The organism is Leptolyngbya cf. ectocarpi LEGE 11479, assembly GCF_015207065.1.
Lineage (GTDB): Bacteria > Cyanobacteriota > Cyanobacteriia > Phormidesmidales > Phormidesmidaceae > Leptothoe > Leptothoe ectocarpi.
In genome coordinates, this window is the sequence record NZ_JADEXP010000064.1 from 1 (window position 1) to 22,716 (window position 22,716).

The 22,716-nt window shown below is 51.3% G+C and carries 23 protein-coding genes; 11 read left to right on the top strand and 12 right to left on the bottom strand.

Features of this window, described 5'->3' with window-relative positions; genetic code table 11:
- Together IQ260_RS09495 and proC are read left to right on the top strand one after the other, a co-directional pair.
- Positions 1 to 502: cell division protein SepF (locus IQ260_RS09495; protein WP_193992866.1), on the top strand; the 502-nt coding region annotated here is incomplete at its 5' end.
- Between the two features lie 149 nt (positions 503 to 651).
- Positions 652 to 1,461 (top strand): pyrroline-5-carboxylate reductase, encoded by an 810-nt coding sequence (proC, locus tag IQ260_RS09500; RefSeq protein WP_193992867.1) that lies wholly within the window; start codon positions 652 to 654, stop codon positions 1,459 to 1,461.
- A gap of 49 nt (positions 1,462 to 1,510) precedes the next feature.
- Here proC and plsY read toward each other — a convergent pair whose 3' ends face one another.
- The 4 genes from plsY to IQ260_RS09520 form a co-directional block, all read right to left on the bottom strand.
- Positions 1,511 to 2,131: a glycerol-3-phosphate 1-O-acyltransferase PlsY gene (gene plsY / locus IQ260_RS09505; protein ID WP_193992868.1), complete on the bottom strand. Its 621-nt coding sequence runs from the start codon at positions 2,129 to 2,131 to the stop codon at positions 1,511 to 1,513.
- A gap of 85 nt (positions 2,132 to 2,216) precedes the next feature.
- Positions 2,217 to 3,167: a DUF3086 domain-containing protein gene (locus IQ260_RS09510; protein WP_193992869.1), complete on the bottom strand. Its 951-nt coding sequence runs from the start codon at positions 3,165 to 3,167 to the stop codon at positions 2,217 to 2,219.
- A gap of 111 nt (positions 3,168 to 3,278) precedes the next feature.
- Positions 3,279 to 3,674: a DUF3119 family protein gene (locus tag IQ260_RS09515; protein ID WP_193992870.1), complete on the bottom strand. Its 396-nt coding sequence runs from the start codon at positions 3,672 to 3,674 to the stop codon at positions 3,279 to 3,281.
- Positions 3,675 to 3,810: 136 nt separating this feature from the next.
- Positions 3,811 to 4,074 (bottom strand): DUF3146 family protein, encoded by a 264-nt coding sequence (locus tag IQ260_RS09520; protein WP_193992871.1) that lies wholly within the window; start codon positions 4,072 to 4,074, stop codon positions 3,811 to 3,813.
- A gap of 156 nt (positions 4,075 to 4,230) precedes the next feature.
- On the opposite strand from IQ260_RS09520, the gene IQ260_RS09525 reads away from it, so the two are divergent.
- Together IQ260_RS09525 and IQ260_RS09530 are read left to right on the top strand one after the other, a co-directional pair.
- Positions 4,231 to 5,205 carry an NAD(+) kinase gene (locus IQ260_RS09525; RefSeq protein ID WP_193992872.1) on the top strand — a complete coding sequence of 325 codons (975 nt, stop codon included), beginning with the start codon at positions 4,231 to 4,233 and terminating at the stop codon, positions 5,203 to 5,205.
- 82 nt (positions 5,206 to 5,287) lie between these two features.
- Positions 5,288 to 6,094, top strand: a complete 807-nt coding sequence (locus tag IQ260_RS09530) for an LPS biosynthesis glycosyltransferase (RefSeq protein ID WP_193992873.1) — start codon at positions 5,288 to 5,290, stop codon at positions 6,092 to 6,094.
- Between the two features lie 20 nt (positions 6,095 to 6,114).
- Here the strand turns inward: IQ260_RS09530 and IQ260_RS09535 are convergent, their stop codons facing one another.
- The gene (locus IQ260_RS09535) at positions 6,115 to 6,474 is read right to left on the bottom strand and encodes a DUF3082 domain-containing protein (protein WP_193992874.1); all 360 of its coding nucleotides are present in this window, start codon (positions 6,472 to 6,474) and stop codon (positions 6,115 to 6,117) included.
- Positions 6,475 to 6,590: 116 nt separating this feature from the next.
- Between IQ260_RS09535 and rsmA the strand changes: the two genes are divergently transcribed.
- The 4 genes from rsmA (at position 6,591) to IQ260_RS09555 (ending at position 10,038) form a co-directional block, all read left to right on the top strand.
- The gene (gene rsmA / locus IQ260_RS09540) at positions 6,591 to 7,436 is read left to right on the top strand and encodes a 16S rRNA (adenine(1518)-N(6)/adenine(1519)-N(6))-dimethyltransferase RsmA (RefSeq protein WP_193992875.1); all 846 of its coding nucleotides are present in this window, start codon (positions 6,591 to 6,593) and stop codon (positions 7,434 to 7,436) included.
- A 34-nt stretch (positions 7,437 to 7,470) separates the two neighbouring features.
- Entirely contained in the window at positions 7,471 to 8,421 is a 951-nt protein-coding gene (ispE, locus tag IQ260_RS09545) for a 4-(cytidine 5'-diphospho)-2-C-methyl-D-erythritol kinase (RefSeq protein ID WP_193992876.1), read from the top strand.
- 347 nt (positions 8,422 to 8,768) lie between these two features.
- Complete coding sequence (locus tag IQ260_RS09550) at positions 8,769 to 9,278, top strand: GNAT family N-acetyltransferase (RefSeq protein ID WP_193992877.1); 510 nt, start codon at positions 8,769 to 8,771, stop codon at positions 9,276 to 9,278.
- Positions 9,279 to 9,390: 112 nt separating this feature from the next.
- Positions 9,391 to 10,038 carry a chromophore lyase CpcT/CpeT gene (locus IQ260_RS09555; RefSeq protein WP_193992878.1) on the top strand — a complete coding sequence of 216 codons (648 nt, stop codon included), beginning with the start codon at positions 9,391 to 9,393 and terminating at the stop codon, positions 10,036 to 10,038.
- 882 nt (positions 10,039 to 10,920) lie between these two features.
- Here IQ260_RS09555 and IQ260_RS09560 read toward each other — a convergent pair.
- Entirely contained in the window at positions 10,921 to 11,538 is a 618-nt protein-coding gene (locus IQ260_RS09560; RefSeq protein ID WP_193992879.1) for a Uma2 family endonuclease, read from the bottom strand.
- 73 nt (positions 11,539 to 11,611) lie between these two features.
- The gene (locus IQ260_RS09565; protein WP_193992880.1) at positions 11,612 to 12,160 is read right to left on the bottom strand and encodes a Uma2 family endonuclease; all 549 of its coding nucleotides are present in this window, start codon (positions 12,158 to 12,160) and stop codon (positions 11,612 to 11,614) included.
- Positions 12,161 to 12,679: 519 nt separating this feature from the next.
- Between IQ260_RS09565 and IQ260_RS09570 the strand changes: the two genes are divergently transcribed.
- Both IQ260_RS09570 and IQ260_RS09575 read left to right on the top strand, forming a co-directional pair.
- On the top strand, positions 12,680 to 12,949 hold the full coding sequence (locus IQ260_RS09570; protein WP_193992881.1) for a hypothetical protein: 270 nt from the start codon (positions 12,680 to 12,682) through the stop codon (positions 12,947 to 12,949).
- Positions 12,950 to 13,168: 219 nt separating this feature from the next.
- The gene (locus IQ260_RS09575) at positions 13,169 to 14,242 is read left to right on the top strand and encodes a serpin family protein (protein ID WP_193992882.1); all 1,074 of its coding nucleotides are present in this window, start codon (positions 13,169 to 13,171) and stop codon (positions 14,240 to 14,242) included.
- A 32-nt stretch (positions 14,243 to 14,274) separates the two neighbouring features.
- Here IQ260_RS09575 and IQ260_RS31860 read toward each other — a convergent pair whose 3' ends face one another.
- Together IQ260_RS31860 and IQ260_RS31460 are read right to left on the bottom strand one after the other, a co-directional pair.
- Positions 14,275 to 14,352, bottom strand: coding sequence for a PEP-CTERM sorting domain-containing protein (locus IQ260_RS31860; RefSeq protein ID WP_407657733.1), 78 nt, complete (start codon positions 14,350 to 14,352; stop codon positions 14,275 to 14,277).
- Between the two features lie 64 nt (positions 14,353 to 14,416).
- Positions 14,417 to 14,539, bottom strand: coding sequence for a hypothetical protein (locus IQ260_RS31460; protein ID WP_265579509.1), 123 nt, complete (start codon positions 14,537 to 14,539; stop codon positions 14,417 to 14,419).
- A 359-nt stretch (positions 14,540 to 14,898) separates the two neighbouring features.
- Here IQ260_RS31460 and IQ260_RS09585 point away from each other — a divergent pair, with 359 nt between their 5' ends.
- Entirely contained in the window at positions 14,899 to 18,888 is a 3,990-nt protein-coding gene (locus tag IQ260_RS09585; RefSeq protein ID WP_193992884.1) for a CHAT domain-containing protein, read from the top strand.
- Positions 18,889 to 18,891: 3 nt separating this feature from the next.
- On the opposite strand, the gene IQ260_RS09590 is transcribed toward IQ260_RS09585, so the two are convergent.
- From IQ260_RS09590 to IQ260_RS09600, 3 genes are all read right to left on the bottom strand, one after another.
- Complete coding sequence (locus tag IQ260_RS09590; protein ID WP_193992885.1) at positions 18,892 to 20,715, bottom strand: ABC transporter ATP-binding protein; 1,824 nt, start codon at positions 20,713 to 20,715, stop codon at positions 18,892 to 18,894.
- Between the two features lie 44 nt (positions 20,716 to 20,759).
- The gene (gene hisG / locus IQ260_RS09595; protein ID WP_193992886.1) at positions 20,760 to 21,404 is read right to left on the bottom strand and encodes an ATP phosphoribosyltransferase; all 645 of its coding nucleotides are present in this window, start codon (positions 21,402 to 21,404) and stop codon (positions 20,760 to 20,762) included.
- Positions 21,405 to 21,482: 78 nt separating this feature from the next.
- Positions 21,483 to 22,716, bottom strand: a 1,234-nt coding sequence (locus IQ260_RS09600) for a methionine gamma-lyase family protein (RefSeq protein WP_407657732.1), incomplete at its 5' end; no start/stop codon positions are given.

A 22,716-nucleotide genomic window follows, 5' to 3' on the forward strand; every position in this document is an offset into this window, starting at 1 on the left:
ACCCCAGCCGGTTTCAGGTGTAACGGCCTCTGATCCCATCGAAGAAGCTCGTGCCCCCCGTCGCCGTGTTCGTGACCGCGTAATGTCCGCCGATTCTGGTATGGTTTCCATGAATAATTCAATGAGTCCTGTGAGTAATGTGATTGGTATGCCTGGTGCAATTAACGGAGTATCTGAAGTTATCGTTATGGAGCCCCGCTCCTTTGAAGAGATGCCCCAGGCTATCCAAGCACTGCGTGAGCGTAAGTCCGTAGTGTTGAACTTAACTATCATGGATCCCGACCAGGCTCAGCGCGCTGTGGACTTCGTTGCAGGCGGCACCTACGCCATGGACGGCCACCAAGAGCGAATTGGTGAGAGTATCTTCCTGTTTACCCCCAACTGTGTTCAGGTCAGCATGCCTGTTGATGAAGAAGATAATCTTCCCATGGAAGAGCCTGCCATGCCTTCTGCTGCGCCCACCCCAGCTTGGGCGACCGAGCAAGTGGCCCGTATGGCCTAATCAGCGGTGAATTGCTCAGGACGATTACAGCATCCCTTCACAATAGCGATTGTCGTTCTGAGCATGCTGCGGGCCGGGCAAGTCGAGGGTAATGCGCCATTTCACGGTATTCTTAGGGGGCTATAAGCTCATTGGGAGGCCTTGGATCTTTGCCTGCAAAACTTGGCATCATTGGTGGCGGCGTCATGGGGGAAGCCCTGTTGTCCTGCCTGGTTTCTAAGGGAATGTATGCGCCAGATTCTATTTTGGTGTCCGATCTATCCCATGAGCGCAGACAGCTGCTCATAGAGCAATACGGCATTCAAACCACCCACAGTAACCGCGAGGTAATAGACTATGGTGACACCATTGTTTTAGCCGTTAAGCCACAAGTTTTTGATAGTGTTGCCAGAGACTTTATGGGCGTGAGCGTGAGCGATCCTCCCCTGGTAATTTCTATTTTGGCAGGTGTTGCCATTGAGCGTTTAGAAAAAGCTTTTCCTGGCTGGCCGGTGATTCGGGCAATGCCCAACACCCCGGCAACCGTAGGCTGTGGCATGACCGCTATCGCTGTCGGTAACCGAGCCATGTCAGAACATACGGAGCTTGCCAGCCAGCTCTTTAGTGCGGTTGGCGATGTTGTGCAAGTTGCCGAACCCCTACTGGACGGTGTGACCGGCTTATCGGGATCAGGACCGGCCTATGTGGCGATTGTTATCGAATCCTTAGCTGATGGTGGCGTGGCGTCCGGTCTATCGCGGGCAACAGCCAATAAGCTTGCCCTGCAGACGGTTCTCGGTACCGCCCAGCTTCTACAGACCACAGGCATGCATCCTGCTGTGCTCAAGGACCGGGTGACTAGTCCCGGTGGTACCACCATTTCTGGTATTGCTTGCTTAGAAGAATTGGGCCTACGCTCAGCCCTGATTGAAGCCGTCAGAACCGCCAGTAGTCGCTCACGGGAACTGGGTGGTAAATAAAATAAATAAATGCAAAAAAATCAAATTCCAGAAATGCCAGGGTATCAAACTAACTATTGTCTAGCTTGGGTTCTGTCCCGGCTAGCAATCTAGAGATGTTGCTGCGATGACGAATAATCACATACACCCCACCCAGGGCTGCCAATAGGACAAACGGTAGGGGTTGACCTGTAAAAAACATCAGCAATGGCGCAGCAGTAGCCGCCGCAATCGATCCCAGGGACACCGTCCGTGATAGTCCAAAGACTAAGCCAAAGATAGCAGCGGTCCCCAGCCCCACGGGCCAAGCCAAGGCTAGCAGCACTCCCAGACCCGTCGCTGCGGACTTGCCGCCGGTAAAGTTTAACCAGACTGAGCGACTGTGGCCGACAATCGCCAATAGGGCCGCCAGCATTTGTACCCAAATCGATAGGTCACTCACCCCGTCAGCATGGGTCATGACCAACCGTGCTACTAGAACGGCTGTTAATCCTTTGAGCAGGTCAATCACAAGCACCGTAATGCCAGCTTGTTTACCTACCACACGAAAAACATTCGTGGCTCCTGTATTGCCTGAGCCATGTTCGCGAATGTCAATCCCTTGGACCAGCTTTGCGATCGCAAACCCCGTCGGCAACGATCCCAGCAAATAGGCCAGCACTAGCAAACCGCCCGTAATCCACCAAACCATAGGGTAACCAAGTCCCGACATATACAGCCGATTTTAGTTTATGGGTATACGCGTCCCTTTGGAACTGTCTGTATTAATAGCCGCCCTAATAGTAATAATCGTCCTGGGCCGGATTCGCCGGATCGGGGGCAAACACTAGCCATAGCGGAAACCGCAGGGCGGCCAACGGCAGCTGATCCTCCGATTCATCGATGATCAGCATCGGCAGGTAGCCATTGTCGATCAGGCGCTCAGCCCGCTGCACCATAGACTCGGGGGACTCAAACAGCATAATGCCCCGATTGGTGCCAAAATCTGCCCGTGACACCCCCAGGCAATCCTGGAGCCATCGCCGCCATTCCCCCAGACGTTCGGGGGTGTTGGCCAGTACCATATTGCAGAGACGGTCGCCATAGATGGCATAGAGAGCCGATATGGCCGCCGAGGCTACCAACACATTTTGTAAACGGCTACCTAGACTTTTGACCGCCCCGCGTCCTCCCTGGGTAAAAAACCAGTTGGACACTCGGTCCGCGTGGATCGTCTCAAACGTACGTCGCAGCTGCCACGGGGGACCGTAATAGTCGGGGCGGGTACGATACTGATCAATCAGGCTGCGCACCCGTTCTCGCTGTTCTTCAAACCGTTGCAGCGAAAAGGCCGTCGTGGCCATATCTGCCACCGCAGGCTCAGGGTTCGAGGCGGGCGCAGGCTGAGACTCCACTGGACGAGCCGGGGGAGCTAAATCGAGCTGCTCTGCGGATGTGGCCAAGTCCTGCAGACTACCCACCAGATACTCTTTAAAGCCCTGCAGCCGCACAGCCAAATCCTGGGACGCCCCAGCAAATGTGGTACGCATTTCGGCTTTGATGCGATCGCGACGCCGTTCTAGCTGTTCAATTTCTTGCTGTAATGTTTGACGACGGGCTTCTAGATCCTGCAATCCCGCCTGCACTAATCGCGCTACATCAGGGTCTACTCGGCCTGACGATGATTTTAATGGCGGCAAAGGACTGTCAGGCTTAGCAGATGACTCGGAAAACTCTTCAGGCAACATAGGGTGTGGTGGTGCGCTTTTTTATTAGGTCTCAGCTTTATGGGTTTAAAACAGGCATGGTTGCACTGTGCACTCGTGTACTGGGCTCTTGTGCGCTTGCTGCACATATCGCTAATGCACCGCCGCCCCATCTCCACAATACCGATTGAGCTGGTTGCGCAGTTCCGCTGGACTAAATAGCATCGGCAAAAAGTGAATACTCTTAACCTCGCGAAAGTAGAACAAAATCGGTATCGGCAACCAAAAGACTGTCCACGTTTTCCATTCAGCATAGGGAAACTGCCGCAAAATCGTCGCTCCCCGGCACACCTGCAGTTCTGTTGCCGTAAATGTGAGTCGGATAACGGTGGTTTGCACCACTAAAAATAGACCCAATAGGGCAATCACCAGCCCCACCCAAGCCTGGAACAAAGCTACACAAAGACCGATCAGCAAGACTGACAGTGACAACCGATAGTCCGGGCGGAGTGTCGTTGTCGTCAATGGGGAGGAAGATAGCGTTGCCATGATAGAGCAATAGTTAACGGCGTCAGGCACCGTTGTGGGGGCCTTAGACTACTTTACCGACAAGTGTTCTAGCAGCACTATTTTTCAGGCTCAGCATTGAGTAATAATTTCTAGATCATGGACGGTGAGGTCCAGCCTACAGCTCAGCTCGAATCTTAAATGAATAATCTCCACCCGGTTCCAGCTGGTAGTCAAACCGCTCTAGAAAGCGACCCAGCGGCTCTTGAATCAACGCCCGCCCTAGAGAAGGCTCCACCGTCAGATGCCCACCTCGAAATTTCCATTGAAACTGCCAGGCAAACTCATTGGCACTGACTTCACCTTCTAGTTTGCCATGGTGCCAGGATTGATAGGTAATGCGTACGTGGGCAGTGGTTTCGGGTAAACGTTGGGCAGTCACAAGCAAAATAAAGCAGAAGAATCCTTTAGAGTTTAAGATAGCCAGCTCTTGACCATAGAGCTACCCTTCCAGGTAGAAAAATTAGGCCATAGGCAGCCAGCAGACTGTTCAAGAAAGAGCTAAAGACGGTAGCCTAAAGGATATCCATTAGCTCGGATGCTGAACGTGCCCCCGGTTTCTAAGAACGTTCCCCCACAACAGAGCCCATCGATTGGCAAAAAGGTTGGCATCATATACAACGATGTCAAGCCCGTTGCTTGTCAGGTCACCCAGGAGTTAACGGTCAAGCTTGAGTCCTATGGTTATCAAGTCGCCAAGGCAACGGGTTTAGGCGGATTGCTCGGCTATGCCAATCCTAAGGAGCCAGCCACCTTAGTGCCCATTGACTCACTGGTGCCTAAGGAATTTGACGACTCCATGGAGTTTGCCATCGTGCTCGGTGGCGATGGCACTGTCCTCTCAGCCTTTCGTCAGGTGTCCCCAGCGGGGATTCCCTTGCTGGCTGTCAATACGGGCCACATGGGCTTTTTGACTGAGACTTACCTCAACCAGCTGCCCCCTGTGCTAGAGCAGGTGCTGGCCGGTAACTATCAAATTGAAGAGCGCAACATGGTGGCGGTGCAGCTGGTGCGCGACAACAAACTCATTTGGGAAGCCCTATGTCTGAATGAGGTGGTCCTCAACCGGGAGCCCCTCACCAGCATGTGCCACTTTGAGGTCTCTATTGGTCGCCATGCACCTGTGGATATTGCGGCTGACGGCATCATCATTTCTACCCCCACGGGGTCTACGGCCTACTCCCTTTCTGCTGGTGGTCCGGTGATTACGCCAGGAGTGTCTGTCTTACAGCTCATTCCCATTTGCCCCCATTCATTGGCTGCCAGGGGATTGGTGTTTCCGAGTGCTGAAAGGGTCATGGTCTCCTCAGCCAATCCCGATCCGCTGGTCATGGTGGTGGATGGCAATGCAGGCTGCTATGTGGCTCCAGGCGATCGGGTGTACCTGCGGGAGGCAAAATCGCCTGCCAAGTTTATTCGTTTAAAGGATCCAGAATTTTTTAGGGTATTGCGGGAAAAGTTAGGTTGGGGGCTGCCCCACATTGCCAAACCTACGTCGGTAGAGTTGCCATAGCGGTGAGGTAGATTAATCAGCCCGCTGCAAACTTGCCTACTAAGCATGACTGACATCCATAATCGACCCATAACTGACACGTATGACTAAGACGTTAGTAGACTGTCTGGGGTCCACCTTTATCCTGGCCTATCAAGAGCAGACTCAGACGCTGTCGTCGTTTCTGCGCCAGGCGGGCTGCCAGGTTGAAGTCCTACGTCAGGTGCATCGTCCAGACTATAAAACCTATTCCCGCAGCTATCTATGTTTGCTAAATCATCGCCAGGCTTGGGAGCGGGCGATGCGATCGCACCAGCCAACGCTGATTGTGGAAGCAGACTTTGTCCCTGTGGCCAACTTTGACCAGCTGCCGCCACCGTATGATCCGAGCGATGCACACCTGGGTATTGCTTGGTTGTACACCTGCGCATCGCAGATTTATCACATTACAGACAGTGGCTATGCCGAGGGCTACTCGACGGCCATGGTGGCCTATGTTGTCACCCAGGCCAGTGCGGCGCAACTGATCGCACTGGCTGACAGTATTGAGGCCGAGCCCGGACCCGAAACCTATACGCCATGGGATTCGGGCATTGAATATTACTTACGCGATCGCAACTTTCACAACTATGTCCCCTGGCGCAACTACGGCGAACACGGCGGCATTCCCAACCCTGAACATCGTCAAAATAACCTCAGCACCACCCACCGCGCCGATGTCCTCTATGGTCCGTTAGCTTTCACCCCACCCTATGGCGACGAGCTCAAACAACGAATCTATGGCCGCATCAAAGGTCTTGGGCGTTTGCTCCTCAACAAATACCTGCGCGGTCCCGTACTCCGGGACGCATCTCATCCAGGCAGATTGCTGAAATTTGCCATTGGGCGGCAATTGACATTGAGGCTATAAATCTAGGCTATGAACCGCCCCTAAGGGGTTTCCACGGTCTGATTCGTAAACTTTTTAATCAGGGTTTGAATCCCCAGCAAAAACAGCCCCACCGCCGTAATCCCAAAAACACCGGCACCCAACGCTACAATGCCGACTACGAGGGTGCGCACCGCCACTGAAATATTTAGCACGACAGTATTATCAGACACCACTGGCTTCGCTGCGAATGTGGTGGCAATGGCCACCATCATGCGATAGCACAGCATGCCCAGCACCCCTGCCATGGTGGCCCCAGTAAAGCAGCTCAACGGCGTGACCGACTTCTTGCCCGCCGCCCCCGCTTTAGGCGCAGAACTACTGCTCGGTTTACTGCTCGATGCATTGGGCGGTTCAGCCATGGCCTTTGTCCAAATCCGTATCCTTTAGTGTAGCGGAGTGTACCGGTTTGATTGTGATGGCATGCTCCCACGCTAGAATACCGGTCGTGATACCCTCCCCCACCCACCTTCTTTTTATGCCCCGTCCTCGTAAACGGTTTGGCCAGCACTGGCTGCGCGATCCTCAGATTTTGAACCAGATTTTAGCGGCGGCAGAGCTGTCGAATACGGATCGCGTGTTAGAAATTGGACCGGGGCAGGGGGTGCTAACCAAAGGCCTGGTGCCCTTTACCCAAGCCGTTGTTGCGGTGGAGGTTGACCGCGATCTGGTACGTCAGCTGCAGCAACAGTTCTCAGCCTCGGAACGCTTTCACTTAATTGAAGGTGACTTTTTAGATACGGACTTAGCCGCTGCCCTGGCGGACTATCCCCAGTTTCAATGGCCCAATAAGGTCGTTGCCAACATTCCGTACTACATTACGGGGCCGATTTTAGAAAAGCTGCTGGGTCGAATCCGACAGCCTAACCCTCGCCCCTATGAATCCATTGTGCTGCTGGTCCAGAGAGAAGTGGCTGACCGGCTGTATGCCGAACCGGGCACCAAGGCGTTTAATGGTCTGTCCGTGCGAGTGCAGTATTTGGCAGAATGCGAGCTGATCTGCCCGGTCCCTGCCAAGGCCTTTAAACCCGCGCCCAAGGTGGAGTCCGCCTTGGTGCGTCTGCGACCGCGCCCGTTTCCCCAGCAGGCCAGCCAGCCAAAATTACTAGATACGTTGGTCAAACAAGGCTTTGCTCAAAAGCGAAAGATGCTGCGCAATAATCTCAAAAGCCTGGTTGAGCGGGATCAGCTGACCGCCTTGCTAGAGGCTATGGATATCAATCCCCAGGTTCGTGCCGAGCAGCTCAGTGTCGATAACTGGGTGACCCTGAGCAATCGGGTGGCGAACCTGGAACCCGCATGTTTAAATCCGGCAAGGGAATGAGATATTAGGTAGGCCACCTTGAGAATTAGGGTCTATGACCAGTTATACGCTGCTGTCGGCGGCAAAAATTAACCTGTATTTAGAAATCATTGGTCATCGACCCGATGGATTTCATGAGATGGCGATGGTCATGCAGAGTGTGGATTTGTGCGATCGCATCACCCTCACCAATCTAACGATGGCCGTTCGACGTCTGCAGTGCGATCATCCCCAAGTTCCCACCGATAGCTCTAACCTAGCCCTCAAGGCCGTACAGCTACTGACTGACAAATTTCCAGAGCTGGCCAATCGCGGTGTCGAAATCACCATCGAAAAATACATTCCCGTGGGTGCAGGCTTAGCCGGCGGCTCAGGCAATGCCGCCGCCACCTTAGTCGGTCTTAATTTACTGTGGAAGTTGGGTCTTACCCAAATCGAGCTAGAAGAACTCGCGGCTCAGCTGGGTTCAGATATCCCGTTTTGTATTCGAGGGGGAACCGCCATTGCCACCGGTCGTGGCGAAATTCTCGACCCCATTCCGAGTCTTACCGACCTCTACGTGGTTCTAGCCAAATACGAAAGCCTCTCTATTTCAACGCCCTGGGCCTACAAAACCTATCGGGCTAATTTTAGCGATCACTACGCCGACATCTCCGATAGCGACACCCTGCAAGAGCGGCAGCAGCGGGTCCATGCCAGCCCCATGGTTACAGCCATCTCCCACCAGGACGGGGCCGCCATTGGATCTCAGCTCTACAACGACCTCGAGCGCGTGGTGCTGCCCGCCCATAATAAAGTGCAACAGCTTCGCGATCGCATGGCAAACCACGGTGGACTGGGCACCATGATGTCTGGCTCAGGTCCCACCGTATTTACCCTGGTCAAAACCCAGGAAGCCGCTGATGCTATTTTGGGCAAGGTTAGGACTGACTTACCTGACCCAGACTTAAAACTCTGGACAGCTCGCTGTACAGCCACAGGCATTCGGTTAGAATCTGACACCTAGAGCCTGCCGTCCGTCTGCAACCAGTCTGCAACCAGCCTGCAACAAAACATTACCCTAACAAACCCAACCATCAGCTGATGGGGCAGCATTGAGCAAGCAACCCTAGAAATCTCACCAGCTTTTGATCCCAGCGCTTACTTCGGGACATTCTATCTCTGCGGATCTTATCTCTGCAGCCGTTTTTCAAAAAGTTGGCCGAGAAGTCATGGCAACTTTGATAGCACTCACCTTAATCTATAGATCGGGAGTTTTTAGATATCAGCCGATATCAGGGGGCTAGTCAGCCGACTAGGAAACCACTAACATTCCAATCAATCCTGTTCTCGTCCCTAGAGCCATATCACCAGATGCCCCTTGCCTTTCGCTCTATTGACCTTGAAGCCCATGCTGAACTGTGTATTCACTTTCGGCGGGACGCGTTTGCCTGTAGTTTTTCCGATGGCGATCAGCGGTTTGCCCTAGAAAGCGGGGACAATTCCCAGGACTATATCAACTGGCTCAGCAAGCGTATCAATGCCTGTCCAGAAAGCTGTGTCCACGTATTTGATGGTCAAGAAATCATTGGTCAGATCGAAACAGAGCTGCGAGGGCAAGAAAAACTAGGCTACGTATACCTGTTTTATTTGATCCCAAGCCGTCGCGGGCAGGGGTTTAGCGATCAGCTCCATGCCTATGTCATGCAGCTATTTCAAGAAGTGGGCGTCATTCGTGCTCAGCTATCCGTTAGCCCCACCAATCAGGCTGCCATCAAGTTTTACCAGCGCCACGGCTGGCAAGATCTCGGGGTAAGACCCGGCCACACCGACGTTAATTTGATGGAACGGGCAATCGAAGCCCCCGCCTACCGTGTGAGCTAAGCCCATTGACCGGCATAAAGCACCCGGGCAGTGTGACAAACACTTGCGTAGCGCTCCATTAGACAGCGATAAAGCCGACAATAAGGGCGACCAGTCTTTATTAACAACTGTCATGCCCCGTTTATGGTCTTTGCCCACCCTCCTGCTAGGCCTGTGGTTGAGTAGCAGCCAGCTCGCTAGAGCCCAAACTCCACAGCTATCTCAACAGGATGTAAAAGCAGTTGTAGACTACTTAACCCGCCCCATGGACACCCAGGCCCAAGCCGAGCGAGATCCTCGGTTTGTGGGTGTGCAAATGACCACCTGCGCGATCCAGGTTACGGGGCAAGTTCCTGAGCAACCAGCGGTGTATCTCTATCAAGAGCAGGCCCTAACGGAACGGATAGAAGATCCTTATCGGCAACGTTTTTTACAAATTACCCTGAGCGAAGATAGCACACGGGTAGAGTCACGTACGTTCAAACCAGCTACACCGGATGCATGGACAGGTCTTTGCCAACAGGCAGAACCTACTATCAACGCCAATGTTATGGGCCAGTTAGTGTGTGTTGTGGGGCTGCGACCTTCCCCCCTAGGCTATGTTGGCAGCACTCCAGGCGAGGGCTGTCCAGTAAATTTGCAAGGCGCTGTACGTCTAACCAATACGATTGTTTTACATCAAGACGGCATGGATACCTGGGATCGAGGCTTTGATCCCAATGGTATTCAAGTTTGGGGAGCCCGGGCGGAACCCTATCAGTATCGCTGGCTAGAGAATTGATCAGACATCGCTGCTCCCCGGCATGAGTTTATCTGCCAGGCCGCACGTTGCACAGATCGGGTCATCTCTTAAATCAGCCACGGTATTGATAAAGTCACGTTAAAGAATAGGACGCCTCGTCTCCATAGGTTGGGCAACGCCTATAATGGGTGAATTACATAAGACCATGCAGATTAGCATTACTAATGTATCGGCTGTGCCACTTGGCATTCCGCTACTCAATTGTGTTAGCCTGCTGTTTGACTGATTCTGGACCTTCTAAACTCACATTGGGTGCGTTTTTGCGGGCCATCTAACCAGCCACAGGTATTTCTAGCTATTAGCCAACTTCAGTTGCTTAGGGCTGTGCCATTGATTGCACGGTGTTTTACCTGAGTCTGAGCCTACCTGGGGATGATGTATCGAAAAGGTAACTCCTTTAATGATTAACCTGAAAAGTCGATTGATCTGGCTGACAGAAACAGTAGCTCTAGGAACTGGATTACTTGTTTTACTGGCTTGGGTCTTAGACTGGCTAATCTAAAGTATTTGTTAATCGAATAATACGTTTTAAGTTTAAAGAGCTGCCGCTTGGATGTTTTTCTGTGCTTACTTTTGACGGATAAACCAATCTGTTGAGTTTCTCAGATTAAAATATTTTTTTATTATTAAACTTGTTGTTGGCGAGAGTTTGCTCAAAGTCTTGAGCGGCGGCAAAGGTGGCTATGAGGCTAAACGTATTTGTTGGAAAATTTGAGTCGTGTGAACGGTGTAACCTGTCGGATTGATAACATTTCTTTTGGGTGTGCAACAACAAGAGCCTAAAAGAAAGAGCTGAAAGTACAAGACTCTTTTTGTGTTTACAAAATCTCACCTTTATTTCAAAAAGAGAGTTTTTTGCCTCTACAGTTCAGCTGCTTGGAAAATAGCATCTGTCGTCAGCTCTAATTCAGGGAAAATAGATGAGTGTAATTGTTGCCCTGTCACTCGCTGCTCTAGCTGATACTCTTCATCCACTAACTGACAGATCGTGATAGTGGGCTGTTTAGGTTGACCAATATAACGCACAGCTCCCAAGGCCCGAAAATCTACAATCCAGTATTCTGCGATGCCCATAGCTTCATATTCCACCAGTTTATGGGCGTAGTCATCGCGCCAGTTGGTGCTAACTACTTCGACTACCAGCGGAATACTTTTACCAAATCGAACGGTTGAGGCTGTTTCCCACAGCGGTTCGTCAGCCAACTCTGCTTTATCCAAAACGGCAACATCGGGACGATAGCCAGAGTCTGGCAGACGGGGTTTGAGCAGACAGCTTTTGGGAATAGTGTAGGCAAGCTGACGCTGACGAATGGCTAAGGTTAGTTCCTCGGCAATGAATGCGCCGACCAGTTCATGGGGGCCTGTGGGCTGCATTTCGGTTACTACACCTTGGTGAAGTTCATAGGTTTTGCCATCGTCAGGAACCCATTGGATAAAATCGTCAAACGTCATCCGTTTGAAGTTAACTGCCTGAACCATCGGATGTTTATTGATTTAGAGCGAGTGTTTACAGTGTAGACGGTGAGTTTTGTTCTAATCAAAAACCCTTTATTTACTTTAGTAGGCGGTCGATTTTGATCTCAATGGATGGCATCGTGACAGGGGTGATAGTGCCTGATTTGTATTTTTCGATGGACTGATAGGTGCCGTCTTGGGGCTGTCGATGCACCCAAAGTTGATTGTTGGCGATATCAATTACCCAGTAGTCTTGAATGCCATGCTGGGCATAGAGGTTTGCTTTTTCGCCTAAATCGTAGGTGAGGGTAGAGTTAGATACTTCTATGAGCCAGTAGATATCGCTAGGACCCGGATGATGTTCATCGTATCGGGACTCGGGGGATTGGACGATGCTGATGTCGGGTTCGGGTTCTGAGTCGTTAGGTAGGGTGATGGGAGCTGCGGAGAATACGACGGCTTGATCTTTGAGAAGAGCTTCTAAATATTTAACGCCGCGTCGATAGGTGGCTCGATGAATGGGTAATTCTGGAGCCATATCTACGATTTTGCCATTGATGAGTTCTACGTGTCGCCCTGAGAGTAATCCGCTGGCGATCATGTGGTGGTAGTCAGCGACTGTCCATCGGGTTAGGGTGGTGGCCATGATGGGGTTGGGGTTGTACCCTGAGCGGCGGCTTATCCTATTGTACTAAAACTGATTGATCACATCTGTGGAGACAATCATGGAAATGGGTAATGCGATATCGACGGTGGTGAGAGAGAGGAACGTATTTTTTAAGATGGCAACATACAACCGACAACAATAATTATTTGATGCCTCCAGTTGGGTTTCGCTGGCTCAACGCCAACCTACAGATTCTGGCACTGTATCCACATATGACGGTTCTTCAAACTGCTTGACTCAGTAATCTGGGCCTGATACCTTACAAAATAGGCAGCTGACAACAGCTGTTTTTCCGCACCCAAAAATTTAGCTGCGCGAGATGGTAGTGCGCCAACACCGCCACCTCGCTAACCCCGTCCAACTGACGTTCCCAGTTGGTGAGCTGTGAGCATTTTACAGCCACCCTGAGTTTAGTTGCAGGGTGGCTGAGTTTTTGGGGGCCTTTCCTCCCTGTCGTTTCGTGGGTAAACCGCCCGCCATATAAAGGAAAACGCCCCTATGACCTTCCAAAATCAGGTGCCCCCATCAGGCACCACAGTGTCACCTAGTCTGCCTGCCGATTTTTCCGGCAGCCTATCCCCAGATGGTACTATTCGCCATATTCTGCTGGGCCACCCCAGCCATATCCGTCAGACCATCCACCTGCTCCACAATCTACGCTATGTGGAAACCAGCCAGTGGAGTCCGCTGATTGAAGTTCCCGACAATCGGCTGATCCTCAGGCCACAGCCGGACGAAGTGATCAGCATGCTGGTCCGACGGCTGTAGCGACTGTGACGAGCGCTAAAGGCTGCGTAGAGGTATTCAGCAGAGACTGGGACCGGATTGATCTTAACAATTTTATACGTAGCCTTTGGGCAAAAATCCCTTCTCCTTTGTACAAAACTCTAAGATCTGATCAATTTGAGCTGTTGGAGTAAAAACACTCCGCAAAATGGCTGAGGCTAACTGAATCATTTCTCAGAGCCAATTGCCACCGTCATCACCATGTATACAGCTTTTCTAGCCTTACCTCCCTTAGATCCTCGCTCTGATAATGAAGTTGAAGCAGAAACTGTTCCTTTTTCTGAAACAGCAGCCTCTGTCGAAACAGTATCCGGTTTATGGAGTAATGTTGCTCCTGCATTGAACAATGCATTGCAAAAGCTAGATAGTGCTTTACCCAAAAACGATGCGGTGAAATATGTGGTGATTCCATCTATGTTTGGCGGGTTTGGGAGCGTCGCGCTGCAGATGGTTCAGGATGAAGGCACGTTTGTAGCTGAGCCTGAATTAAAACCAACAGAAGAGCGAGAAACGGCAGGTAATACCACGGACGAAACGTCTATCGATACCACATCTGGCGCTGCGAACAGTGCTGAGCGTGCAATGGTGCGCCATGAGCCCAAACATGATTTTGTGCCGTCTGTTGAAATGGCGGCGGGTCTGGAGTTTCTGATTTTAGTCGTTTCCAGCGTTTTACTCGGGGCCGTAGTCGGTTTTATTGGGGCCGTCTTGAGCTTAGATGGACCACCCGCAGAAGCCAATAACAAGTCAAAGTTGGCGGCTACGGCTCTGGCGTTTGCGCTTTTCTTTCCGTCTGTGATTACTGTATTACAACAAAATGCTGAATCACAGGCCAAACAACTCAAGAGTCAATATCAGGCAAAAGTTCAAGACATTACCCGGGACGCAAAGGACAGTATCCAGGAGGCAGAGGACAGCGCTCAACAAGCGGCTAAAAGCCGAATTGATGAAGTCAATGAAGTTCTAGATGAGGTCACTGACAATCCAAGTCAGTCAAGCGGGGTTGAAGAGGCGACAAACCATATTGTTGAAAAGAAGAGTGCTTTAATTGACGATGCTAGAGAGCTGGCGCTGACGGCTACTTCAGAAGAGAGTGCAAGGGACTTTATTGAAAGTATTGCAGACATCGGTGAGGCTGACATTGAGGCAGTTCAGAACTATGCCATTGATGCTCTAGAAGAAATTGAAGAGAATTCTGAAATAGTAGCAGAGGTGCAGCAGGCTGCTCAGGAAAAAGCAGAAGAGCTGCGAAATATAGACTCTGACAACTTATAATAGTTGTGACAGCAGGTTGCAACCCAAAAAAATCAGACTAACCTGCGTCTATAGCCAACCATCACCCCAGCCATAATGACTAAGGCCGCCGTGGTAGTTGGTTCAGGCACTGATGCTGCGCCAGGAATGAGGCTAAGTGCATTAATCCCAATAGCGCTGTTAGGAATTGAGCTGCTAAACGCGATGCAGAGCGGCTCGTTCGGAAACAAACGTAACAGCAGTAGCAGGTAAGCTGACTAAAACTGTAGATGCGACGGTTCCAAGGGCAATCGCAGAAATTGCAGAGGCAGTTTTCATAAAAACAACCGGTAAATTAACTTGAATTTGAAAAATTTATAGTAGGCGCATCATTTAAATCTAAATGATGCTCGATGCGAACCCATCATTCATTCATGAATCTCAAGATGTGTGGAGTTAGTAGTGTGAAGTTAGTAGACGGATAACTTGAAGTTTTTTCCAGGCTGCTATCGAGACGGGCAATCAGTGAACCGGCATTTTAGAATAGCCATAACCATATTTTTAAATACAAGTCATAGCATTGGCTCTTTACAGCGGCTGAAAGCTTATTCCTATTGCTGAAATACTATTCTATGGACTGCTAATACTACCCTCACGGGAGTATCGCTTTTATTGCCCAGTCTTCTATTGCTTACTTTATGTTCCGCCTATCTTATCGTCACTGGCTCGTATGGGCTGCTGTTTTATTGAGTCCGATGGGAGGTGCGATCGCAGCCCACGCTCAATCCATCACCACCGCCGATCCGGCCACCTCTATTCAACAGACTGACAACCTTTATCAAATCAATGGCGGTAACCTATCGGTTGATAGTGCCACCCTATTCCACAATTTTGGGCAGTTTGGCTTACTCACTGGAGAAACGGCCACATTTACCAATCCAGCTGCGGTAAACAGCATCATCGGTCGGGTTACCGGCGGCGACGCTTCGATTATCGACGGTTTGCTGAGCGTCGGTGGCAATGCCGACCTCTATCTGTTAAATCCAGCGGGGGTGCTTTTTGGCGATAATGCCCAGCTAAATTTGGGCGGATCATTTTCTGCGTCCACCGCCACCGGGCTCATGTTTGGTGATGAGCTATTTGACGTCCTCGGCGGCAATAATGCCACCCTATTCAATGGCGCTCCCACGGGATATGTATTTGGTAGCGATCAGGCCAGCGCCGTCATTAATACGGGGAATTTAGCAGTTTCTCCCGGACAGTCTTTAACGTTGTTGGGAGGACAAGTTGTTAATACAGGACAGCTTTTAGCCCCAGGTGGTGAAGTTCTGGTGATGGCCGTCCCCGGTGAAAACTTGGTGCGGCTGAGCCAGACGGGGTCGCTGTTGGGGTTGGAACTCGAACCATTGCTCAGTGAGCAAGCCTTGCCAAATTCTGCTGTTTCGTTGTCCACAATTCCTGCGTTGCTGACCGGAGCCGGGGATCTGGGGCTGGCTACAGATATTGTTGTTAACCCAGACGGGACAGTCAGCCTGTCTGACTCATCGCTACAGGTTCCAGTAGCGTCAGGCTCAGCTATCGTCAGTGGTCAGGTAAATGCTACTGGCTCCCTCGGCGGTAATATTGGTATTTTGGGCGATCAGATTGCTCTAGTAGATGCAGCGGTAGAGGCTTCTGGTAATACGGGGGGCGGCACCGTACTGATTGGCGGCGATCGCCTAGGGGCAGGCAGTGTTCCCAATGCTTCTGCCACCGTCATTGATGAAACATCTGTTGTCCGAGCGGATGGGCAGGAGGGCGGCAAGATTGTTGCCTGGGGTACCGATCTGTTGCGTTCAGCAGGCCAACTTTCAGCTAGAGGTGGGACTGGCGATGGTGGCTTTATTGAAACCAGCAGTCTGGGGCTACTAGAGGTGAGTACCACTCCTGATATCTCGGCTACGAACGGAGCAGGAGGTCTGTGGCTACTGGACCCAACTAATATCAGTATCGTGGCTGGCAATGGTGCCACCAATATTAGCGGTGGAAACCCATTTATTGTTGACAGTGCTGAAGATGCCACCTTAGGTGTCGAGAAGATTCGGACTGCACTAACCAGGGGCACCAACGTGACAATCCAAACTGCAGGTACAGGTTCCGGAGATGGCAATATCACGCTAAAAACTAAGCTGGATTTTAATGGTACTGGCACCAGCAGTTTAAGCTTTATTGCTGATGGTGCGATCACGCTCTTAGCCGATATTCTAGATAGCGACAAAACTAGTGATGATAGTTTAAATCTAAATTTCACATCTGCGGGGGCCATCAGCGCAACCGGCAATATCGATACCAATGGGGGTGATGTTGCACTCACCAGTTCCCAAGCTGGCATCAATGTCCGTGATATTTCAACGGACAATATTCGCAGGGAGGCTACAATCGAAGGGGATGTATCGCTTCAAGCCAGAACAGATATTTCAACCAATAACATCAACACATTTTCCTACTCTAGGGGCCTAACTCGTGGTCGAGGAGGAAATGTGATTCTCAACTCAACGGAGGGGGCTATAGACACTGCCGATATTGCCACCGTTGATGAGGTTACGGTAGCTGGTTCTTTTAGTAGCAGTGTCACATTAACTGCGCGAGGGCCTATCAGCGTAAATAATATCTATGGTAGCTATATTCTTTCAGGTGTACCTGGCAGCGAAATTCTACTCCAATCACAGGCATCTATTAGCGCAGGCGATATCCTCAATAGTAGTGGAACTCAAGGGGGAAATGTGACCCTCAAAGCTGAAAATGACATTGTTTTTAGCTTGATTGATACGGAAAGTTTTTTTGAGGTTGCAGGCGGCAATGTTGTTATTGAGTCTCTGCAAGGAAATATTCGTGGCACCAGTGATGGCCTCTTTGAAGAGCGCACGATTTCAACTCCAGGATTCTTTGATGGTGGTACGATCAGCATCTCCCATAATGGTGGATTGATTACCCCATTTGAGGTTGGTGATTCTTCTGTGAATGGAACAGCTGGGTCAATTTCCACAGGAGAAACAACATTAGAGAATGAATCATTTCTAGGCAGTATTACAAGAAGTAATATACAAATTAACGCCACTGAGAACCCTATCATTGTGGTGCCACCTGAAACTCCTATAGGGCCTGTTATTCCTCCTGATAGGATGCCTGGTATTAATCCAGGAACAGTGCCGATTACTACTCCTGAAACTCCACCACCTATCGAAGCTGCTGAGTTGCTCACGCAACTACCTGCAGAGCTGACTACCTGTATCTCCGACTGCGGCACAGCAGATAAACCTGATTCGGCTGGACAGGCCCCAACAGGAGGATACACACTATTATCAGCTCCCGAAATCGCTCTACAACGCTTTGAAGAGAAACTGACAACTGAAGTTGTGGACTATTTGAGTCCCGGTCTGTCTGATGCTGATAATGAGATAGCTGAAAAAGGACAAGACACATCTACTCAGGGCTCGTCCTTTCAATCCGTGGATGCGACAGATTTAATTACGGCACAGGCCAATTTACTCAAAGTACAAGGTCAGACGGGCAAACGTCCCGCTTTAATCTATGCGGTGTTTGGCGCTGGCGATGCGCTTTCAGAATCCAATACAGATTTTGAGAACAATGTTTTACAAGCGGCTACCCCCACCGATCGCCTAGAGCTGTTGCTGGTGACGGCTGAAGGAACGCCCAAGTATATTCAACTACCAGCGACGCGCAGTGAGGTGCTGAAATTAGCCCAGCGGATGCGGCGTCAGGTGTCTAGCCCCAGTCGGATCGGCACCCAGACCTATTTAGAACCGGCTCAAGCGCTATATCAAATTCTAATTGCACCGTTAGAGGCTGAACTGGCCGCCCAGGATATTGACACCATCAGCTTTATTACCGATGCTGGGCTACGTTCTGTTCCCATAGCAGCTCTCCATGATGGGGAAGATTTTATAATTCAAAACTATAATGTTGGGCTGATGCCTAGCCTCAGTCTTACGGATCTCACCTATCAAAACATTCGCAATACCAGTGCCCTAATCGCTGGGACATCGGCCTTTGCCGATCAGGTGACGCTGCCCGGTGTCCCCGTCGAGCTAGGGGCAATTTCATCTCAATGGGAGAGTAAGGTGCTCCAGGGAGATACATTTAAGCTCGATCAGTTTAGGGATGAGCGCCAGGGTAATCCCTACGGCATTATTCATCTAGCGACCCATGGGGAGTTTAACGTTGGCGATCTTTCTCAGTCTTATCTGCACATGCACAATGAGAAAATAGGGCTCGATCAGCTGCGGACCCTCGGTTTACATCGACCGTCCGTCGAACTGCTCACACTGAGTGCTTGCCAAACGGCCTTGGGAAATCGTTCGGCTGAGTTGGGCTTTGCTGGCTTTGCGGTTTTGACCGGGGCTAAGACTTCGGTGGCTAGCCTGTGGAGTGTAAGTGATGAGGCTTCGGCAGGGCTAATGATTGAGTTTTATCGACAGCTGCAGGCGGGGCAGCCGACAATTAAAGCAGAAGCGCTGCGACGGGCACAGCTGGCCATGATTAATGGCGACGTTTCTGTTGAAGAAAATCAGCTGAAGGGTATTGAGCAGGCTTGGGATTTACCTGAGGAATTTGCGATCGCAGACCAACAAGACTTTACCCACCCCTACTACTGGGCCGCATTTACCTTAGTGGGTAGTCCCTGGTAAAGCCTACTGGCCCAGCATCTGCAGCTGATACAAGCTTGCATACAGCCCGTCTGCCGCCAACAGCTCGTCATGGCTGCCTTGCTCTACCAGATGCCCCTGCTTGAGCACCAAAATTCGATCCACATGGCGAATGGTGGATAGACGGTGGGCGATAATAATCGCCGTACGATTTTCCAGTAGCCGATTCAGCGCTGATTGAATCTGCGCTTCGGTGCCCACATCTAGATTGGCGGTGGCCTCATCTAACACTAAAATGCCAGGGTTGCGAATCGCGGCGCGGGCAAAGGCTAGCAGCTGTTTCTCGCCACCGGAGAGATTGGTGCCCCGCTCCCGTAGGATGGTGTCATAACCCTGGGGCAGCTGCTCGATAAAGCTCGCCACATTGGTCGCCTCTGCCGCATGGCGAATCTGGGCGGGGGTGTACTCTTCTCCGAGGGTAATGTTGCTACTCACATCCCCTGAGAAGAGAAACCCATCTTGCAAGATAATCGCCATCCGCTGACGCAAATCGCCCTGGGCCAGATCGCGAATATCCACCCCATCGAGCAAGATCTGACCGTCGCTGACCTCATACAGACGACAGAGCAAACGAATGATAGAGCTTTTACCGGCACCCGTGGGTCCCACCAGGGCCACTTTTTCGCCAGGACGAATGGTGAAGTCGAGATCCCGCAGGACATATTCATCGGGTTTATAGCCAAAGGACACATGGTTAAATCGAATCTCACCGGGTAGGACATTGCCCCGCTCATCGGTGGGTTCGGGCAGCACTGCCGGATCATCGATATCTTTAATTTCGATGGGTTCATCCAGCAGATCGTTCAATCGCTCGACGGCGGTAAAGCCAGCCTGAATGGCGGTGAACTTATCAGCAAACTGACGCAGGGGTTCAAACAACCGCTGGGCAAAGAGAATAAATGTGGTCAGGGTGCCGATCTCCATGTTTTCCCCCAGTACCAGCCAGCCACCGGCACCGAGAACGCTTGCGATCGCAACCAGTGAAATCCACTCTAACGTCGCCGATACTGCCGAATCGTTAAAGATGGTGCGATCTACGGCAGTAATGTAGCGCTCGTTAGTAGTACGAAATAGCTCAGCATTAAACTGCTCACGGCGAAACAGCTGTACCACCTCAATGCCGGCAATGTTCTCCTGTAGGTTTGAATTAAGTCTCGACAGCTCTTCACGAGCCTGGTAGTTGGCAATGCGATACTGTTGCTGAAAGTAGATGATGATGGCCGTAACCGGTATCAGCAAAAACATCAACAACAGTCCCAACCGCCAGTCGATTAGCAGCATCGTAACGCCCGATACCACAATGGAAAACATGTCGCTAAAGATGCCAATGGCCCCAGTGGAGAACACATCGCCTAGGGCACTGACATCACTTGTGAGTCGGGTAATTAGCTTGCCGACGGGGGTGCGATCAAAAAATCGCATCGACAGAGAACTAACGTGATGGAACAGGTCGTTGCGAATGTTGCGGGTAATGTCTTGACCCACTTTCTGTACCAGAAAACTTTGCCAGCCATCCAGGGCTAGCCGCGTTCCAATACACAGCAGCAAAAATAGGATCAAAATATTTAACCCATCCTGCAGCGGCTGATTGGCCAAAAAGTCCCAGGCCCCAGACTCTTGGCCAATCAGCGAAATTGCCTGACCGATCAGCACCGGCTGAAATGCCTGGGCAAATGCCAAGGGGACTAACAGAAGCAACGGTAAAACCAGATGCTCTTTCTCACGCAGAATGTAGGGCAAGAGACGCTGGAACAATTGCCAGTCGTAACTAGACCCCTGTTTGGGAGCGTTAACTGAAGAGGAAGCCATTAGGGTGGATTTTTGTTTGCACTATTTGCACTAAAACAATTTTGTTAAGCGACCACCAGCACCTGCTGCCGGATCAAGTCCACATATTCACTGAGATTGTCCACATTCAGACGATAGCTCAGCGGATGGGCCACCAATCGCGCCGTACTCTCAAACAACACCTCTAACTCCATCAGGTTGTTTTCTTTGAGGGTACGCCCCGTGGAAACCAGATCAACAATGGCCTCGGACATGCCTGTAATCGGCCCTAACTCCACGGACCCGGAGAGCGGAATAATCTCAACTGGTAGGTCAATGCTTTGAAAATAGCGTCGGGCACTGTGGACAAATTTAGAGGCAACTCGGCAGTGAGGGGGCAAATCAAGGGCCGAGCGGTATGGGCCATCCTTTTTTGTGGCCACAGAGAACCGACAACTACCAAAACCTAAATCAGCTAGCTGGGCGACATTGGGCTCTTTTTCGTAGAGCACGTCATAGCCCACAATCCCAAGCTGGGCCTGGCCATATTCCACATAGACTGGCACATCCTGGGCTCTGACTAACAGCCCCTGGGCGCGGCCACTGCTCTCGACAATTTGGAGCTGTCGGTTGCTGCTGTCTAGAAATCCACTAAAGTCTAACCCGGCCCCTTGCAGCATCCGGATCGTGTCTTTGAGCAGTGAGCCCTTGGGTAGTGCAACGGTAATCATTAGGGGCGGTGGTGAGTTGTGTGTAGCTATTTTAACAATTTAATTAGCGTCAGCTACCGGTAATTCCTGATTCCCCTACTACGCCGGACCGATGGCTTGGGCTGCAGCTTCGGCTGCGATCGCAACATGGGTCCAATGGGTGCCCCCCTGGCAGTACACCACATAGGGTGCGCGCAAGGGGCCATCCGCCGACAGCTCTGAGGTACTGCCGTCAATAAACGTCCCCCCCGCCATCACCAGCTCACTTTCATAGCCGGGCATGCCGGCGGGCACCGGATCTACATAGGCCTCAACTGGCGAATGCTGCTGAATCGCTCGGCAAAATGCCACCAGCTTATCAGGATCTTTTAGCCGAATGGCTTGAATCACATCCCGCTGCGGGGCCTCTACCGCTGGGTTAACGTCATAGCCGAGCTGACTAAATGTTTGGGCCAGTAAATAATTGCCCTTGAGGGCTTCACCCACCATTTGCGGAGCTAAAAATAGCCCCTGAAATAAGAGTCGATTCTGATTCAAGGTGGACCCGCCAGAACTGCCAATACCGGGTGATGTCAGCCGACAGGTGGCCGCTTCTACTAGATCGGCGCGTCCCGCCACATAGCCCCCCGTGGTGACAATGGTGCCGCCTGGATTTTTGATCAGCGACCCGGCCATTAGATCTGCCCCCACAGCCGTGGGTTCACGTGTTTCTACAAACTCGCCATAGCAATTGTCCACAAAACACACCGTATCTGGGTTTTGGGCCTTAACTGCGGTCACAATCTGAGCAATGTCATCAAGGGTCAAACTGGCTCGCCAGCTATAGCCACAGGAGCGCTGGATCAGCACCATTTTGGTCTGGGGGCGAACTGCCGTGGCCAGCCCCGACCAATCTACGGTGTTGGCCGCTGTCAACGGCAGTTCTCGATAGCTAATGCCAAAGTCCTTGAGGGACCCCTGCCCCTCCCCGCGAGTGCCAATCACCTCCTCCAGGGTGTCGTAGGGGGCTCCGGTCACCGCCAGCAACTCATCTCCCGGTCGTAATACACCAAATAGGGCACAGCTAATGGCATGGGTCCCCGACACAAACTGAATCCGGACCGCAGCGGCCTCTGCCTCCACTAAAGTGGCAAAAACGCGATCTAAAGTTTGTCGTCCCAAATCATCGTGACCATATCCTGAAACCCCTGAAAAATGGTGTGTCCCCACCTTATGGGTGCGGAATGCCGCCAAGATTCGAGAAATATTTGCCTTGACCTGGGAGTCAATTGCGTAAAAAATCGAAAATAGTGCTTGTTCTGTCGGCTGCAGTGTCTTCAGGCTATTCACTCGC

Excerpts from the sequence above, each read along its gene's own strand:
- plsY (WP_193992868.1), bottom strand. The coding sequence starts at position 2,131 with ATGGTTTGGTGGATTACGGGCGGTTTGCTAGTGCTGGCCTATTTGCTG.
- IQ260_RS09510 (WP_193992869.1), bottom strand. The coding sequence starts at position 3,167 with ATGTTGCCTGAAGAGTTTTCCGAGTCATCTGCTAAGCCTGACAGTCCT.
- IQ260_RS09515 (WP_193992870.1), bottom strand. The coding sequence starts at position 3,674 with ATGGCAACGCTATCTTCCTCCCCATTGACGACAACGACACTCCGCCCG.
- IQ260_RS09525 (WP_193992872.1), top strand. The coding sequence starts at position 4,231 with ATGCTGAACGTGCCCCCGGTTTCTAAGAACGTTCCCCCACAACAGAGC.
- IQ260_RS09530 (WP_193992873.1), top strand. The coding sequence starts at position 5,288 with ATGACTAAGACGTTAGTAGACTGTCTGGGGTCCACCTTTATCCTGGCC.
- IQ260_RS09535 (WP_193992874.1), bottom strand. The coding sequence starts at position 6,474 with ATGGCTGAACCGCCCAATGCATCGAGCAGTAAACCGAGCAGTAGTTCT.
- rsmA (WP_193992875.1), top strand. The coding sequence starts at position 6,591 with ATGCCCCGTCCTCGTAAACGGTTTGGCCAGCACTGGCTGCGCGATCCT.
- ispE (WP_193992876.1), top strand. The coding sequence starts at position 7,471 with ATGACCAGTTATACGCTGCTGTCGGCGGCAAAAATTAACCTGTATTTA.
- IQ260_RS09550 (WP_193992877.1), top strand. The coding sequence starts at position 8,769 with ATGCCCCTTGCCTTTCGCTCTATTGACCTTGAAGCCCATGCTGAACTG.
- IQ260_RS09555 (WP_193992878.1), top strand. The coding sequence starts at position 9,391 with ATGCCCCGTTTATGGTCTTTGCCCACCCTCCTGCTAGGCCTGTGGTTG.
- IQ260_RS09560 (WP_193992879.1), bottom strand. The coding sequence starts at position 11,538 with ATGGTTCAGGCAGTTAACTTCAAACGGATGACGTTTGACGATTTTATC.
- IQ260_RS09565 (WP_193992880.1), bottom strand. The coding sequence starts at position 12,160 with ATGGCCACCACCCTAACCCGATGGACAGTCGCTGACTACCACCACATG.
- IQ260_RS09570 (WP_193992881.1), top strand. The coding sequence starts at position 12,680 with ATGACCTTCCAAAATCAGGTGCCCCCATCAGGCACCACAGTGTCACCT.
- IQ260_RS09575 (WP_193992882.1), top strand. The coding sequence starts at position 13,169 with ATGTATACAGCTTTTCTAGCCTTACCTCCCTTAGATCCTCGCTCTGAT.
- IQ260_RS31460 (WP_265579509.1), bottom strand. The coding sequence starts at position 14,539 with ATGAAAACTGCCTCTGCAATTTCTGCGATTGCCCTTGGAACCGTCGCA.
- IQ260_RS09585 (WP_193992884.1), top strand. The coding sequence starts at position 14,899 with ATGTTCCGCCTATCTTATCGTCACTGGCTCGTATGGGCTGCTGTTTTA.
- IQ260_RS09590 (WP_193992885.1), bottom strand. The coding sequence starts at position 20,715 with ATGGCTTCCTCTTCAGTTAACGCTCCCAAACAGGGGTCTAGTTACGAC.
- hisG (WP_193992886.1), bottom strand. The coding sequence starts at position 21,404 with ATGATTACCGTTGCACTACCCAAGGGCTCACTGCTCAAAGACACGATC.